General features: G+C 61.5%; 16 protein-coding genes. 2 read left to right on the top strand and 14 right to left on the bottom strand.

Annotated elements, in window-relative coordinates:
• Nucleotides 1-38: 38 nt before the first annotated feature.
• Nucleotides 39-488 carry a DUF2919 domain-containing protein gene (locus AC3EMD_RS06810; protein WP_131024918.1) on the bottom strand — a complete coding sequence of 150 codons (450 nt, stop codon included), beginning with the start codon at nucleotides 486-488 and terminating at the stop codon, nucleotides 39-41.
• A complete protein-coding gene (locus tag AC3EMD_RS06805) occupies nucleotides 475-900 on the bottom strand; it encodes a GNAT family acetyltransferase (protein ID WP_002913637.1) in 426 nt (141 codons plus the stop codon). The genes AC3EMD_RS06810 and AC3EMD_RS06805 overlap by 14 nt, the downstream gene beginning before the upstream one ends.
• Before the next feature lie 211 nt (nucleotides 901-1,111).
• Here AC3EMD_RS06805 and amiA point away from each other — a divergent pair, with 211 nt between their 5' ends.
• Entirely contained in the window at nucleotides 1,112-1,984 is an 873-nt protein-coding gene (gene amiA / locus AC3EMD_RS06800) for an N-acetylmuramoyl-L-alanine amidase AmiA (protein WP_008803861.1), read from the top strand.
• Nucleotides 1,984-2,883 carry an oxygen-dependent coproporphyrinogen oxidase gene (gene hemF / locus AC3EMD_RS06795; protein ID WP_008803860.1) on the top strand — a complete coding sequence of 300 codons (900 nt, stop codon included), beginning with the start codon at nucleotides 1,984-1,986 and terminating at the stop codon, nucleotides 2,881-2,883. Before amiA ends, hemF begins: the two co-directional genes overlap by 1 nt.
• Nucleotides 2,884-2,926: 43 nt before the next feature.
• Here the strand turns inward: hemF and eutR are convergent, their stop codons facing one another.
• The 12 genes from eutR to eutM all read right to left on the bottom strand — a co-directional run bounded on the left by eutR (nucleotide 2,927) and on the right by eutM (nucleotide 14,466).
• Entirely contained in the window at nucleotides 2,927-3,979 is a 1,053-nt protein-coding gene (gene eutR, locus AC3EMD_RS06790; RefSeq protein WP_049139520.1) for an HTH-type transcriptional regulator EutR, read from the bottom strand.
• Nucleotides 3,980-4,024: 45 nt separating this feature from the next.
• Nucleotides 4,025-4,510 (bottom strand): ethanolamine utilization microcompartment protein EutK, encoded by a 486-nt coding sequence (gene eutK / locus AC3EMD_RS06785; RefSeq protein WP_008803858.1) that lies wholly within the window; start codon nucleotides 4,508-4,510, stop codon nucleotides 4,025-4,027.
• An 11-nt stretch (nucleotides 4,511-4,521) separates the two neighbouring features.
• Nucleotides 4,522-5,181, bottom strand: a complete 660-nt coding sequence (gene eutL, locus AC3EMD_RS06780) for an ethanolamine utilization microcompartment protein EutL (RefSeq protein ID WP_008803857.1) — start codon at nucleotides 5,179-5,181, stop codon at nucleotides 4,522-4,524.
• 9 nt (nucleotides 5,182-5,190) lie between these two features.
• Complete coding sequence (gene eutC / locus AC3EMD_RS06775; RefSeq protein ID WP_012967471.1) at nucleotides 5,191-6,093, bottom strand: ethanolamine ammonia-lyase subunit EutC; 903 nt, start codon at nucleotides 6,091-6,093, stop codon at nucleotides 5,191-5,193.
• 20 nt (nucleotides 6,094-6,113) lie between these two features.
• Nucleotides 6,114-7,475 (bottom strand): ethanolamine ammonia-lyase subunit alpha, encoded by a 1,362-nt coding sequence (gene eutB / locus AC3EMD_RS06770; protein ID WP_012967470.1) that lies wholly within the window; start codon nucleotides 7,473-7,475, stop codon nucleotides 6,114-6,116.
• Between the two features lie 11 nt (nucleotides 7,476-7,486).
• Nucleotides 7,487-8,890, bottom strand: a complete 1,404-nt coding sequence (gene eutA, locus AC3EMD_RS06765; protein WP_044649550.1) for an ethanolamine ammonia-lyase reactivating factor EutA — start codon at nucleotides 8,888-8,890, stop codon at nucleotides 7,487-7,489.
• Complete coding sequence (gene eutH / locus AC3EMD_RS06760) at nucleotides 8,887-10,119, bottom strand: ethanolamine utilization protein EutH (RefSeq protein WP_008803853.1); 1,233 nt, start codon at nucleotides 10,117-10,119, stop codon at nucleotides 8,887-8,889. Before eutH ends, eutA begins: the two co-directional genes overlap by 4 nt.
• A gap of 199 nt (nucleotides 10,120-10,318) precedes the next feature.
• A complete protein-coding gene (gene eutG, locus AC3EMD_RS06755) occupies nucleotides 10,319-11,506 on the bottom strand; it encodes an ethanolamine utilization ethanol dehydrogenase EutG (protein ID WP_110219539.1) in 1,188 nt (395 codons plus the stop codon).
• Entirely contained in the window at nucleotides 11,496-12,335 is an 840-nt protein-coding gene (eutJ, locus tag AC3EMD_RS06750) for an ethanolamine utilization protein EutJ (RefSeq protein WP_012967467.1), read from the bottom strand. The genes eutG and eutJ overlap by 11 nt, the downstream gene beginning before the upstream one ends.
• 9 nt (nucleotides 12,336-12,344) lie before the next feature.
• Nucleotides 12,345-13,748: an aldehyde dehydrogenase family protein gene (locus AC3EMD_RS06745; protein WP_117120140.1), complete on the bottom strand. Its 1,404-nt coding sequence runs from the start codon at nucleotides 13,746-13,748 to the stop codon at nucleotides 12,345-12,347.
• Between the two features lie 11 nt (nucleotides 13,749-13,759).
• Nucleotides 13,760-14,047 (bottom strand): ethanolamine utilization microcompartment protein EutN, encoded by a 288-nt coding sequence (gene eutN, locus AC3EMD_RS06740; protein WP_012540924.1) that lies wholly within the window; start codon nucleotides 14,045-14,047, stop codon nucleotides 13,760-13,762.
• Between the two features lie 128 nt (nucleotides 14,048-14,175).
• Nucleotides 14,176-14,466: an ethanolamine utilization microcompartment protein EutM gene (eutM, locus tag AC3EMD_RS06735; protein ID WP_000387720.1), complete on the bottom strand. Its 291-nt coding sequence runs from the start codon at nucleotides 14,464-14,466 to the stop codon at nucleotides 14,176-14,178.
• Nucleotides 14,467-14,492: the final 26 nt, after the last annotated feature.

The following is a 14,492-nucleotide window of genomic DNA, read 5'->3' as shown; positions in this document are numbered from 1 at the left end:
CAACGCATGTTGGAGTTCACGATCGGCAAAAAGTGCCCTTAAAAGGTGGTCTGGTGAAAACAGGCGCCCAGGCGACGGCTGGTTAACAGCCACCACAGGGCATAGCCATCCGCCACCAGCAGCCCGATAGTTAGCGAGGAGGGAGATTCGCCGCTCAGCCATAGCATCGGCTGCCACAGCAACAGCAGCAATTGCGATAGCACCAGCAGCCAGCGCATCGCCCGCCACGCGCGCGGCAGGCGCTGACGGTAGCCGCTAAGCAGAAAGGCCAGCACCGCCGGCACGCCGGGGAGTAAACCGAGCCAGAAGCGGTCGTGATCGGGATAGAACAGATTAAGAATCGCGTCGCCCTGCTGGCGCGATGCGCCGGCCATCAAAAACAGCACCCACGTGCGGGCCTGCAACAACAGCACGCACCAGAAGAGCAAAGGCAGGCGCAGACGGCCATGGGCATCAAAATCGGCGGGGATAAACTCAGTATTCTTCATCTTCGATCAGACGCTTGCCCAGGGTCAGGACATCGGCGTATTCATAGCCCAGCCGCTCATACATTCCCTGCACCACGTCGTTGTCTTCACGAACCATAATGTTGATTTTCGGGCAGCCGCGGGCAATGAGCTTTTTCTCGAGCCGGTTGAGCAGCGCGTTCGCGATACCCCGGCCACGATATTCCGGATGGACGCCGAGATAATAGGCCGATCCGCGATGACCGTCATATCCGCCCATCACCGTGCCGACCACTTCGCCATTCACTTCCGCCACCAGAAACAGGCTGACGTCATGATTCAGCTTGCGCTCAATATCCATCTCCGGATCGTTCCACGGGCGCAGCAGATCGCAGCGCTCCCACAGCGTCACAACCTCTTCGAAATCCTGCTGGCGAAAAACGCGAATCTCCATGGTATTCCCCACCATTGACGGTTAAAAACAGTGATTATGGCGCGAATATAACTGATAGCCAATATCAGGCGAAATCAGCGACAAAAAATGGCATAATATGACTTTGTCATGTATTGAAATGAAAAGTAAAACAATTCTTATTTTGAATGGTCGTAACGGCAAACGCGATACGATATAACATTGGACATCACTTGTTTACAATTCAGGCCGAATGAGCACTTTTAAACCCTTAAAAATACTTGCTTCGCGCCGTCAGGTGCTGAAAGCCGGGCTGGCTGCGATGACGCTGAGTGGCGTCGCCGCACAGGTCAGCGCAAAAGAGCAGCCACTGAAAACATCAAATGGACACAGCAAACCCGCCGCTAAAAAAGCCGGCGCCCGCCGCGTTGTGATGCTCGACCCGGGCCACGGCGGTATCGACACCGGGGCTATCGGCCATAACGGTTCGAAAGAGAAGCATGTGGTGCTGGCGATCGCTAAGAACGTGCGCAGCATTTTGCGCAGCAACGGCATCGACGCCCGCCTGACCCGCACCGGCGATACCTTTATCCCGCTGTACGACCGCGTGGAGATTGCCCATCAGCACGGCGCCGATCTGTTTATGTCGATCCATGCCGACGGCTTCACCAACCCGAGCGCCGCCGGCGCCTCGGTGTTTGCGCTGTCAAACCGCGGCGCCAGTAGCGCCATGGCAAAATACCTCTCCGACCGCGAAAACCGCGCCGATGAAGTTGCCGGTAAGAAAGCAACCGATAAAGATCATCTGCTGCAGCAGGTGCTGTTCGATCTGGTGCAGACCGACACCATTAAAAACAGCCTGACGCTGGGCTCGCATATCCTGAAAAAGATCAAACCGGTGCATAAGCTACACAGCCGCAATACCGAGCAGGCGGCGTTCGTGGTGCTGAAGTCGCCGTCCATTCCGTCCGTGCTGGTGGAAACCTCGTTTATCACCAACCCGAACGAGGAGAAACTGCTCGGCACCACCGCTTTCCGGCAGAAAATCGCCACCGCGATTGCCAACGGCATTATCAGCTATTTCCACTGGTTCGATAACCAGAAAGCCCATTCGAAGAGACGTTAATGAAACCCGATGCCGCGCAGGTTAAAACTTTTCTGCTCCAGCTCCAGGACAACCTTTGCCAGCAGCTGAGCGCTGTCGATGGCGCACCGTTTATTGAAGACGCCTGGCAGCGGGAAGGCGGTGGCGGCGGGCGCAGCCGGGTGTTGCGCGACGGCAACGTGTTCGAACAGGCCGGGGTTAACTTTTCTCACGTCCATGGCGATGCGATGCCCGCCTCGGCAACGGCCCATCGCCCGGAGCTGGCCGGACGCAGCTTTGAAGCCATGGGCGTCTCGCTGGTGGTTCATCCGCTTAACCCCTATGTGCCCACCAGCCATGCCAACGTGCGGTTCTTTATTGCCGAAAAGCCTGGCGCCGACCCGGTGTGGTGGTTCGGCGGCGGCTTCGATTTAACCCCTTACTATGGCTTTGAAGAGGATGCCGTCCACTGGCATCGTACCGCCCGCGATCTGTGTCTGCCGTTCGGCGAGAAAGTCTATCCGCGCTATAAAAAATGGTGCGATGATTACTTCTACCTCAAGCACCGCCAGGAGCAGCGCGGTATCGGCGGTCTGTTCTTTGACGACCTGAATACCCCGGATTTTGACCACTGCTTCGCCTTTATGCAGGCGGTCGGGAACGGCTATGCTGACGCCTATTTACCCATCGTCGAACGCCGAAAAGCCACGCCGTACGGCGAGCGCGAGCGCCACTTTCAGCTCTATCGCCGCGGCCGCTACGTCGAGTTCAATCTGGTCTGGGACCGCGGCACCCTGTTCGGCCTGCAGACCGGCGGGCGTACGGAGTCGATTCTGATGTCGATGCCGCCGCTGGTGCGCTGGGAATATGATTATCAGCCCGAGCCCGGCAGTCCCGAGGCGGCGCTGAGCGAGTTTATTCAGGTGCGCGACTGGCTGTAACGGCCGGATGGCGGCTGGCCACCCGGCAGCGGCGTCGCTTCGCTCACACCCACTGGCGCAGGCGATGGTGCAGCGTCATCGACGGTTTCTCAGCAAACAGCTGCTGATAGTCGGTGGCGAACTGCCCCAGATGCCAGAATCCCCACTGCATGGCCGCCTCCTTGACCGTCTCCCGCTCTGACCAGGGACTTATCAGCTCCCGGCGTACGGCGTTCAGACGGATCCGTTTGAGCCAGGCGTTGGGGCCAATCCCCAGAATCGCATGGAAGGCGTTTTGCAGGGTGCGACGGCTGACGTACAGCTGCTGGCACAGGTCGAGAACGGTTAGCGGCTCCGCGCTGTTTTCCAGCACATATTCACGGGCCTGCGCCAGCAGACGGCGGTAGCCTTGGTGGCTGATGCTCTCCGCGCTCACCATCGGCTGCGCCTCTTCCAGCATCGTCCCCATCGCCAGCAGCAGGTTATCCCGCAGCACCTTGCGCACCGCAGGCTGATGAAGGGTATCCGGATGCTCGCTGAAGGTGGCCAGCGCCTGCTGCACAAACCCCCACAGCGCGGCCTTATGCGGCTCCCGCACTGCCAGCGCTGACTGGTTGCGTAGCATATGCAGCACTCGCTCCGGGTGGTGCAGGAAACTGGCATGGCGAGAAATCACCTCCTGGGAAATGACTACTCCGAGGATGGTGTAATCATCCGGCGTGCTGAGCTCGAACTCCGTACCGCCGGGACGGGTGGCGATTTCTGCCCGGCCCAGGCACTGCGAACCGATAAACCCCTGCTCTCCCCGCGCCGCCGGAATACCAAACCAAAAGGAGTTCGGCCAGACCACGCAGGACTGGCGCAGCGCCAGCCCGGTATATTCGCGAAAGACCTGGATCTCATCGAGCAGAATTTCGGTAAACTCGCCGCGAAACTGCCCCGGATGCAGCTGATCGTAAATCTGTTGCCAGGCGGTAATGGTCAGGGCGTGCTCATACACATCGGTTGTGTGTCGTTGATGAATATTGTCAATTTCAACCTGGGGCGTCAGCCGGGTATTTTCAGGTAACGCCTCGCAACAGAGATGGTGCAAATTTGCAGAACGACGCTTTTTCATAATCGTTAAAGCCGGGGGCAAGCCGCTCCCGGCACCTCCGGCAGGTTATGGATTTTTGAGACGATAGCGGCTACTGCGTTTGCGTAGCGTCCCTGCGGAAAAGAGCTGATCCAGCGCCTGGCGGGCCTTATCCAGCGGCCAGGCAAAATGCGCGGCGACCTCGCCGGCCGTCATGCCCTGACGAACTGATGCCAGCAGCGTCAGTAACGCTTCCGATGATGCCGGGTCAGCAGGCGGCAGGGGCGCTGGCGGCGGTGGCTGAAAGCCGCCGATCAGCCACTGGGTATCCTCTTCCGGACGGCCGATTTCCCGACGGCTGATCACACATCCGGTTCGCTCCGCCGCTACGCTTCCGGCATCCAGCGCGGCACGACAGGCCGCCAGATCCCCCTCCACCACCAGCGTCAATCTGCCGGGGTCGAGCACTTCATGACTGAGCAGGCGCACATTGGCCGCCTTGAGCATGGCATCCGCGGCGTCTACAGCGGCGACCATGCCCTCCACTTCCAGCAATCCCAGCGCATTGATCATCGCTCCCTCCGTTACGCACGCTGAACAGGATGACGGGCAATATCGAGAACGGCATCGGTAAAGGCGTTGCAGGCGGCTTTACAGGCGGCCTGGCTTCCCGTCAAAAAGGCGGCCGAATAGTTGGTTTCCGACGGCGGCGGGACGTAGGTCACCAGCTGAACGTCGGCAGACTTCATCGCCGCATCGATGCCGTACGTCGCCTCCAGCGGCGGCGCCACCAGATAAGCGATCGGATCGCCCAACGCGATGCCAGCGGTCGATGAAAGATAAGAGCCGGTACGCGACACCACGTGCGCCAGAAACGCGGTATCTTGCGCGTCGTTAGCCCACTGGAACGCCGCCCCGCTTTCAATATGCGCCATCATGGCATCCAGCCCGGCGCGAACTTCCGCCGGGTTCGGGCCGCCGAGCATAATCAGCACTTCACCGGCGGTGGGCGACGGGCCGTGAGCTGCTCCGGCATACAGGGAGCGGCCATAGACCACCTCCACCATCGCCTGCTTTGTCGCTTCGTCGGCGGCAATATACGTCACGTCATCAGAATCTGCCGTGATGAGTCCGAGGCTACGTATATGTGGCGGTAATTTAAGCTCCCGGGCAAAACCGTCATTCACCGAGGCAATGACGCGCATGGCAGTGACCGAGGGTCGAATCAAATCTAATGCGGGCATGATGCCTCCTTAACGGCTCATGTTGATGCCGGAAGCTTTCTGCTCCAGCATGCGTTTGGCTAAATCCACGATCACCGCGGCGGCTTCTACCGGCGGGGTGCCGCCCTGGTGGATATTGGAGATACAGGTCCGGTCGGCCTCGACGGTGGTCGCCACTCGCGGGGAGTACACCGCGTAGCAGGAGAGGCTCTCTGACTGGCCAAGTCCCGGGCGCTCGCCAACCAGCAGGATCACTACCTTCGCGCCGAGGATCTCGCCGATCTGATCTTCAATCTTGACGCGGCCATAGCGCACGAAGAACGGCGTCCCGACCTTCAGACCCGCCTGTTTCAGGCCGGCAAGCAGCGGCGGCAGGATCTCTTCGTAGTTGGCGGTGATGGCATCCGTCGACAGGCCATCGGACACCACCACCTGCACATCCGGATCCATCACGCACTGCGCCTTCAGCGCATCGATGGCCTCCGGACTGAGACGGCGTCCCAGATCGGGGCGCGTGAGGTAGCGATTTTTGTCGCTGATTTCCGAACGCACTTCCAGCAGCCCCTGCGCTTTCACCCACGCCTCCGGCACCTCTTTGAGCACCGTATCTTTCGAGCGCGAGTGATCCGCCAGGAAGCGCAGCAACGCGAGGGTGCGCGGACGCGGACCGGCGCGACCGGTGCAAACGCGCGCTGCGGTGCTGCGTTTCAGTTCGGTCAGCACTTCGGCGCGGTGCGGATGTTGTACGCCAATCCAGGCTTTCGCTTCCGCAGAGCCCAGATCCAGCGCGCAGCTTTCCACTGTTGCGTCGGTGGCGCACGCGGCAGCGTGGCAGGCCGGCGTCGTCGCTACGGGGGCCTCTGGCTGTGTCTGTGGCTGTCCCATTGACGCCATTACGCTGCGTACAATGTCTTCAATCTGTTTTTGATCCATGATGTGTCATCCCCGCGTCATCAGAAGAACAGTGACGGATCGCCCGCCCGTTTGGTCAGACGACCATTTGCCATAATGCCCATCCGTTCCAGCCAGCCTTCGAACTCCGGTGACGGACGCAGACCCAGCAGCTGGCGCACGGTCGCGGTATCGTGGAAGGCGGTAGTCTGGTAGTTGAGCATGATGTCGTCGCCGAGCGGCATGCCCATGATGTAGTTGCAGCCAGCGGTCGCCAGCAGGATCATCAGGTTTTCGTTGAGGTTCTGATCGGCATCGGCATGGTTGGTGTAGCAGCAGTCGCAGCCCATCGAGATGCCGCTCAGCTTGCCCATAAAGTGGTCTTCCAGCCCGGCGCGAATAATTTGTCGGTCGTTATAGAGGTACTCCGGCCCGATAAAGCCCACCACGGTGTTGACGAGGAACGGATCGTAGTGCCGCGCCAGGCCATAGTTACGCGCTTCCATCGTCACCTGGTCGGCGCCGAAGTTAGCGCCCGCGGAGAGCGCCGAGCCCTGCCCGGTTTCAAAGTAAAGACAGTTCTCCCCGGCGATGCGGTTAAACTCCGCTCCCACCGCCCGCGCTTCATCGAGCATCGCCAGTTCGACGCCGAACTCTTTTAGCCCTTTTTCGCTGCCGCAGATGCTCTGGAAGATAAGCCCCCCCGGCGCGCCGCGGCGGATAGCTTCGATCTGGGTGGTGACGTGCGCCAGCACGCAGCCCTGGGTCGGGATGGAAAACTTGTCGATCACCCCGTACACCGTATCCAGCACGCGACTCAGGTTCTCCACGTCGTCAGTGACCGGGTTGACGCCAATCACCGCGTCGCCCGCACCGAAGGAGAGCCCTTCGTAGATTTGCGCGGCAATACTCTGCACGTCGTCGCGGGTATCGTTCGGCTGCAGGCGGCAGCTAAAGGTCCCCGGCAGACCGATGGTGGTATTGGCTTTTTTGATCACCGGCATTTTTTTGCCGCCATAGATCAGATCGGCGTTGGAGCAGATCTTGGCCACCGCCGCCACCACCTCGGAGGTCAGCCCTTTGCGGACAAAGGCGATATCGTCGCTGGTGACCTCGTCGTTGAGCACGTATTCGCGCAGGTCGCTGATGGTCCAGTGTTTGATCCGCTGATAGGCGGTTTCGTTCACGTCATCCTGGATCAGGCGCGTCACGCAATCCTCCTCATAGGGGATCACCGGGTTATTGCGGATATCGGCCACCGTCATATCGGAAAGCACCTGCTTGGCAGCCACGCGCTGCTGCGAACTCTCCGCTGCCACGCCCGCCAGCACATCCCCCGAACGCAGTTCGTTGGCTTTCGCCAGCACCTCTTTAACATCCTTAAACTGATAAACATTGCCGAACAATGTGGTCTTTAGTTTCATAAGTCGTTCCCTCAGGAAGGAAATGCGAGTGATTTCACCGTCACCGGCACAACCGATCCGCCAAAAAGAGGCGTACCAATGTCGATATAGTCCCCCGCCCGGACGCTCACCTCATCGATGACCGCCAGCGGAAGGTGTGGAAGCTGCGGCCGCAGCAGCATGCCCAGCGCTTTGCCAAAATCCTGCTCGGCCACCAGCAGCAGCGGACGCGGATTGGGAAAGCGGGCGACAAACGCCAGCAGGGCGTCAATTACGGTCAGTAAGGTGGCGTAGCGCACCGGAAGTGAAGCGGGAAGCGCCAGCACGTAAGCGTCCGCCTCGGGGGCCAGATCGAGCTGCGTCAGCGCCTGCCGCCAGGCGTTCGGCAGATCGGCGGCATCCTGCGGGATAGCCACCGGCAGATTGCGCAGCGGCAGTTGAACCCTCTCCAGCCAGATGGTGCTCCCGGACAGGGACAGCGTATGCGCCCCGGCGCCAATCACCGTAGCGCGCACGGTTTGCGTCGGAAACTGCACGTTCATTTCACGCAGGCGCGGATGCTCGTGCAGGGCCGTGGCCAGCAGCGGCCCGATATCGGAAAAACAGAAAGGATCGGCGGGTTGATGGCGGTAGCACTCCCCCACTCCGCCGGAAAGAGTAATCACTTCCGGCTGAACACCCGCAGGCAGTACTTCGGTTTGCATCAGCCCCTGCGCCAGCGGTGAGAGCCTGCCGTCGATCACCTCAACGATCAGCCCCGCCATCCGGCGCGCCACCTGCGCCAGCTGACCCGCAGTCAACGATAAAGCATCGGTTCCCGGGCCGAATACCGCATCGACAATCCGCTGTCCTGGCGAGTGCGCGTGGACCACGCGCCCCTGAGCGTCGGTTTCCAGCAGGCGGCCGCCGACGTTGAGGCAGGCGGTGGCGCTGAGGTTACCGGCGTCAAACAGGGCATAGTTCGAGGTACCGCCGCCAATATCGATATTAAGCACCCGGCACATCCGCTGCCGGGACAGGGTTTGCGCCCCGGCGCCGTGTCCGGCAATGACCGACTCCAGGTGCGGCCCGGCGCTGGCGACGACAAAATCGCCCAGCGACTGCGAGAGCGCCATCACCGCCGGGCGGGCATTGCGGGTTTTCGCGCTTTCACCGGTGATGATGATTGCCCCAGAGTCCACCGCTTGCGGGGCGATCCCGGCGGCCCGGTACTGAGCCAGAATCAGCGCCTCAAGCTCGGCCTCTTTCAGTTCTCCCTGCTTATCAACCGGCGTAAAAAAGACCGGGCTTTGCCAGCTAATGTCGCGTTTGATGAATTCGTAGCGCGGCACCTGGGAGACCGCCGCGCGGTTCACCAGCTCGAGGCGCGAGAAGATCACCTGCGTGGTGGTGGTGCCGATATCAATACCAACGCTCAACAGCTGGCGCGTGTTCACGAGTGCGCCTCCGCTTCGGTGTTGGCAGGCGCCGGTACGTTTTCATCTTTTGGCACCAGCAGCATCGCCACGCCAATCGCGGTAACGCCGCCGACCAGCTTGCCGACGATCATCGGGAAGATCATGGCGTTCATGTTGGCCGCCGCAAAACCGAGATGGTCGCCCAGAGCGAATGCCGCCGACACCGAGAAGGCGCAGTTGATCACTTTTCCGCGGGTATCCATCTGCTTCATCATGCCAAACATCGGGATATTGTTCGCGAGGGTAGCGACCATGCCGCCGGCAGCCATATTGTTGATTTTGAGGAGATTACCGACACGCATCAGCGGCTTTTCAAACCAGCGGGTCAGCAGGAGCACCATCGGGTAAGCGCCGAGCAGCACGCAGGAGATAGAGCCAATGACTTCGATGGCGCGCATCACCTCGCCGGGCTGGTCACCAGGCGCCATAAAGATCGGGTCGAGTCCTGGGATCAGCTCCCAGCCGAGCAGGAACTTGATCACCGCCGCCGCCAGGCCGATGGTGATCAGCGCCACGAGGAATTTGGCGAAGATCTGGAAGCCGTTGATCATTTTTTCCGGAATGAACTTCAGCCCCAGCGCCACCAGCACGGCGACGATGATCACCGGGATCATATTCATCAGGATCAGCGCGAAGGTAAACGCTACCGGCTGGCCGTTGATCTCCACCCCGGAATACATCGCCACCAGACCGCCGGCGATACAGCCGATAGGAATAGTGACAATGCCCGCCAGCACGCCGAGCGCCAGCCAGCGGCGATCGGCAGGTTCGATAATGCCGAGCGCCACCGGAATGGAGAACACAATGGTCGGCCCCATCATGGAGCCGAGGATCAGGCCCGAGTACATCCAGGCCGCCACGTCGCCGCCCGCCAGCTCTTTGGCGAGGAAGAAACCGCCCATGTCGCACGCCAGCAGCGTGCCGGCAAACATCGACGGGTTGGCGCCGAGCATCTCATACAGCGGGATAATCACCGGACCGAGCAGATGGGCCAGCACCGGCGCCAGGGCGGTCATCCCGACCATCGCCAGGCCCAGCGCGCCCATCGCCATAAACCCTTCTTCAAACTGACCGCCGGATCCCTCAATGCTTTTCCCCAGTTTGCCGAGAAAGCGCGCCGAGCCGCCGAACTGCGACAGGATCCTGTCCACGGCGGCAATCAGCATAAAGAACATCATGATGTACATGATGATTTCGTTAATTCCCATAGCCCTTACTCCCTGTCATTTATGATTGGTAGATACTGTGAATACCGGGACATTAGCCGCACTCGGGGAACTTTCCCGGGTCGAGGCGTGAACGCCTTACCCGGGCTACGGCATAGCAGACGGCTGTGATCCTGTAGCCCGGCTAAGCGCAGCGCGAGCCGGGAAAGCCACAGCCACACGCCTCCGGGAAAATCCGCATTTATTGCGCCACCGCGTACAGCTCGATAATCTGCTCCCGGGTGGCGGTGCGTGGATTGGTGCGCAGACAGATGTCGTCCTGCGCCGCCTGTGCCCAGGTGGCGTAGTGCGCGGGCGTCGCGCCGGCATCCGACAGCCGCATCGTCAGACCGACTTCCGCAATCAGTTCGCGCACGGCGGCGATTGCCTCAAGGTCATCGGTTTTCCTGCCGGTCAGCGCCCGGCCGATCTGGCTGAAGCGCCCCCGGCACACCATACGGTTGAAGCCCATCACCGTTGGCAGCAGCATGGCGTTGGCCAGACCGTGCGGAATATGCAGCGCCGCCCCCGGCTGATGCGCCATGGCATGGCATAGCCCCAGCCCGGCGCTGGAAAACGCCATCCCCGCCATGCAGGAGGCCAGCAGCATGTTCTCCCGCGCCGCCAGATCCTGGCCGCAGCCCACCGCTTTCGGCAGCGCTTCGCCGATCATGGCTATCGCCCCCATCGCCAGACTGTCGGTAAACGGCGTGGCGTGACGGGCGCTGTAGGCCTCGACGGCGTGGGTCAGCGCATCAATCCCGGTCATCGCCGTGACAGGCGGGGGAACGCCCTCAGTTAGGGCGGCGTCGAGGATCGCCACATCCGGCATCAGCGAGGCATGCGCCAGCACCTGTTTGCGTCCACTCACCGCATCGATAATCACCGTCACATTGGTGGTTTCTGACCCGGTGCCGGCGGTGGTCGGCACCGCAATCAGCGGCAGACGTGGCTGTAATTCGCTGTGCTCCGTCATCTCCCCCAGCGTCTGCTCAGGGTTGGCGACCAGCAGCGCCACCGCTTTCGCCGCATCCAGCACCGAGCCGCCGCCGAAGGCCACCACGCCGTCGCAGCGCGCGTCCCGCAGCTGGGCGACCGCAGCGCAGACATCAGTGACGCAGGGTTCGCCGGCGGGACAGGGCCAGAGGGTCATGGCAACCCCTTTCATCGCCAGGCTACGCTCCAGCCCGGCGGTCATTCCCGCCTGATGGAGAAAACGGTCAACCATGACAAACAGATGCTTCAGGCCCCGGGCCTGCGCTTGCGGGCCGCAGGCCGCCAGCGCGCCGACGCCGTGCAGCGTCACCGGCGGAACGTTGAAGCTTTTCACTTGCTGAAGATTCAGCGTATCGAAGGCGTGGAACAGCGCCGTCTGCAGTTCAGCTTGCATAGATCCCCTCCGCTTTTTCCCTCCCGCTGTTGGCGATTGCCAGCGGGGTCATAAACAGGCTGTGCCGGGGTAAATGCACCTTCAGCGTCGGGAAACATTGGCAAAAAAGCGCCCTGACGCCCGGCTGCATGCAGGCGCCGCCTGCCAGCCACAAATCACCAATCCCTTGTCCGGTAATATGTCGGGCGACAATCTCAGCCATCTTCTCGTACACCGGTTTCACTACCGGCCAGATCTCTCCGGCATGGCGGCGCTTGTACTGCTCAGCCTCTTCCAGCCCGATGCCGCGATTCCCGGCCAGAGTCAGGGAGATATGGTGTCCGCCGGTGGCTTCATCCGCCGAATACGTCACCCTGCCCTGTTTAACGATGGCGATCCCGGTGGTGCCGCCGCCGATGTCCACCACCCCGGCATTATCGAGCTGCAGCAGATCCGCCACCGCGGTGGGCTCATCCAGCACATGACTGATCTCCAGCCCGGCGGACTCCAGGACGTTGATTGAAATGCGCGGATCGGTGCCGGGCGGAAACGAGGTCGCCGCATGCGTAAAGCGGCAGCCCAGCTGCTGTTCGAGGGTCGCGAGATGACGGCGCACGAGGGTGACAGCGCCGAAGAAGTCCCAGACGATGCCGTCGCGCACCACATCGGCCCAGTCAAGACATACCGCAACCGGCTGGCCATCGCGGTCGACCACCATCGACACCACGTCGCAGGTGCCCAAATCGATGCCCAGCCACAGCGGCGACTCGCTGGCGGCGGGCGCCTGGTTACACAGGGCAGCGGCTTTTTGCAGTCTCGGCGAAAGCCAGCGTTGTTCGTCGTGCGCCATGTTCATCCCTTATACGATTCGAAACGCATCCACCAGCACGCAGCGGCGCAGACGAACGAAGGTCCGCGCGCTGGTTACCCCTTCCCCGGTTGGGGTGGTGATAGTCATGGTGGTCCAGCCCTCGCCGCCCAGCCCAAGCCCGGCGATGCACGGCCCGTTTTTGACGAAGATGCTGGTGTCGATGGCATTCGCCATCTGGTTCATGTTGTCGATGTTGCGCGAGTGCATCGCCGCCGTATGGTGGCAGCCGCCTTCCAGTTGCACCGCCAGGGCGATGGCCTCCTCGACGTTCGCCACCCGCACCACCGGCAGCACCGGCATCATCATTTCAGTCACCGCAAACGGATGGCTGGCAGGGGTTTCCACGAACAGCAGGCGGGTTTGCGCCGGCACCTGCAGGCCAATCGCCGCGGCGATTTTGCCCGCATCGCGGCCGACCCAGTCGCGGCTGACCGTGCCTTTGCCGCGCTCGTCGATATTTTTCAGCAGCAGCGGCTGGAGCTGTTCGGCCTGCGCCGCCGTGAGTTTCACCGCCTGCTGGCCTTCCATCAGGCGCATCAGTTCGTCGGCGACGCTATCGACCACGATCAGCACCTTCTCGTCGGCGCAGATGATGTTGTTATCAAACGAGGCGCCTTTGACGATCGCTTGCGCGGCGCGCGGCAGATCGGCGGTCTCATCCACCACCACCGGCGGGTTGCCGGCCCCGGCGGCAATCAGGCGTTTGTTGGTATGTTTGCGCGCCGCCTCGACCACTGCTTCGCCGCCGGTCACCACCAGCAGGCCGATACCAGGGTACTTAAACAGCCGCTGGGCGGTGTCGATATCCGGGTTCGCCACGGTCACCAGCAGGTTGGCCGGGCCGCCGGCGGCCACTACCGCCTGGTTAAGCAAGGTGATCGCCCGCTGCGAGACCTTTTTCGCCGCCGGATGGGGGGCGAAGACCACGCTGTTGCCGGCGGCAATCAGACTGATGGCGTTGTTAATCACCGTCGCCGCCGGATTGGTCGAGGGCGTGACCGAGGCCACCACGCCCCAGGGCGCGTTTTCAATCAGCGTCAGGCCGTTATCGCCGGTCAGCACCTGCGGAGTCAGACACTCCACGCCTGGCGTACCCCGTGCCTGCGCCACGTTTTTGGCAAACTTATCTTCAACGCGTCCCATGCCGGTCTCCGTCACCGCAAGCTCCGCCAGTTCACGGGCATGCTTTTCACCCGCCTCACGAATGGCCTGAATCACCTGCTGACGCATCGCCACCCGCTTTAATCCCTGCTGGGCCGCCGTTGCCGCCGCGACAGCGTCATCCAGTGAGGCAAAAACGCCCCTATCATGAACGGCGTCAGCAGGCTGACTGCTGTCTTTCATTTTCAGCAGTACCGCTTTCACTACCTGTTCAATGTCCTGTTGATTCATGATTTTTCACCCTACTTATGGAAAAGCACCTGACCATCGGCCGCAGCCTCATCCACGATGCCAATCACGCACAGATCGACCGGAGAGGCGCCCTGTGCGTGCGCCTGTCGCGCCGAGCTACCGCTGACCAGCAGCACCCACTCCCCGCATCCCGCGCCGATGTTGTCGATGGCGACCGCGCATTGCCCGTCGGGTTCGCCGCGGGCATTGAGCATCTCCACCATCAGCAGTTTGTCGTGGGCCAGCCCTTCATGGCGTACGGTGCAGACCACATATCCGGTAACAACAGCCAGCTTCATGTCCGTCTCCGCGTGTGATGTGCAGGCCGGAAAAGCGCAGCGCCATCCGGCATTCATGCCTTTTCATGGCCGGATAGCGACGCCCTGACGTCTCATCCGGCCCGAACTTTCCGGCACCCCCTCCCCCGTTAGATGTTGCTGTCGCCCTTGAAGCTGATCGGGAAGACCTCTTCCAGATCGCCATGCGGGCGCGGGATGACATGTACAGAGACCAGCTCACCGATACGCTGAGCCGCCGCCGCCCCGGCATCCGTGGCGGCTTTGCACGCCGCGACATCGCCGCGCACCATGGCGGTCACCAGGCCGCCACCGATCTGTTTCACGCCTACCAGCTTGACGCGGGCCGCTTTGACCATGGCGTCGGAGGCCTCAATCAGTGCAACCAGGCCCCGGGTTTCAATCATTCCTAATGCTTCCATTGTGTTTTCCTCTCATAAGGGGTCCT

Source organism: Klebsiella sp. PK18, assembly GCF_057784655.1.
This window is presented reverse-complemented; position numbering and strand designations above follow the sequence as displayed.

Excerpts from the sequence above, each read along its gene's own strand:
- amiA (WP_008803861.1), top strand. The coding sequence starts at position 1,112 with ATGAGCACTTTTAAACCCTTAAAAATACTTGCTTCGCGCCGTCAGGTG.
- eutH (WP_008803853.1), bottom strand. The coding sequence starts at position 10,119 with ATGGGAATTAACGAAATCATCATGTACATCATGATGTTCTTTATGCTG.
- eutB (WP_012967470.1), bottom strand. The coding sequence starts at position 7,475 with ATGAAACTAAAGACCACATTGTTCGGCAATGTTTATCAGTTTAAGGAT.
- eutR (WP_049139520.1), bottom strand. The coding sequence starts at position 3,979 with ATGAAAAAGCGTCGTTCTGCAAATTTGCACCATCTCTGTTGCGAGGCG.
- eutN (WP_012540924.1), bottom strand. The coding sequence starts at position 14,047 with ATGAAGCTGGCTGTTGTTACCGGATATGTGGTCTGCACCGTACGCCAT.
- eutC (WP_012967471.1), bottom strand. The coding sequence starts at position 6,093 with ATGGATCAAAAACAGATTGAAGACATTGTACGCAGCGTAATGGCGTCA.
- AC3EMD_RS06810 (WP_131024918.1), bottom strand. The coding sequence starts at position 488 with ATGAAGAATACTGAGTTTATCCCCGCCGATTTTGATGCCCATGGCCGT.
- AC3EMD_RS06805 (WP_002913637.1), bottom strand. The coding sequence starts at position 900 with ATGGAGATTCGCGTTTTTCGCCAGCAGGATTTCGAAGAGGTTGTGACG.
- AC3EMD_RS06745 (WP_117120140.1), bottom strand. The coding sequence starts at position 13,748 with ATGAATCAACAGGACATTGAACAGGTAGTGAAAGCGGTACTGCTGAAA.
- hemF (WP_008803860.1), top strand. The coding sequence starts at position 1,984 with ATGAAACCCGATGCCGCGCAGGTTAAAACTTTTCTGCTCCAGCTCCAG.
- eutJ (WP_012967467.1), bottom strand. The coding sequence starts at position 12,335 with ATGGCGCACGACGAACAACGCTGGCTTTCGCCGAGACTGCAAAAAGCC.
- eutM (WP_000387720.1), bottom strand. The coding sequence starts at position 14,466 with ATGGAAGCATTAGGAATGATTGAAACCCGGGGCCTGGTTGCACTGATT.
- eutK (WP_008803858.1), bottom strand. The coding sequence starts at position 4,510 with ATGATCAATGCGCTGGGATTGCTGGAAGTGGAGGGCATGGTCGCCGCT.
- eutG (WP_110219539.1), bottom strand. The coding sequence starts at position 11,506 with ATGCAAGCTGAACTGCAGACGGCGCTGTTCCACGCCTTCGATACGCTG.
- eutL (WP_008803857.1), bottom strand. The coding sequence starts at position 5,181 with ATGCCCGCATTAGATTTGATTCGACCCTCGGTCACTGCCATGCGCGTC.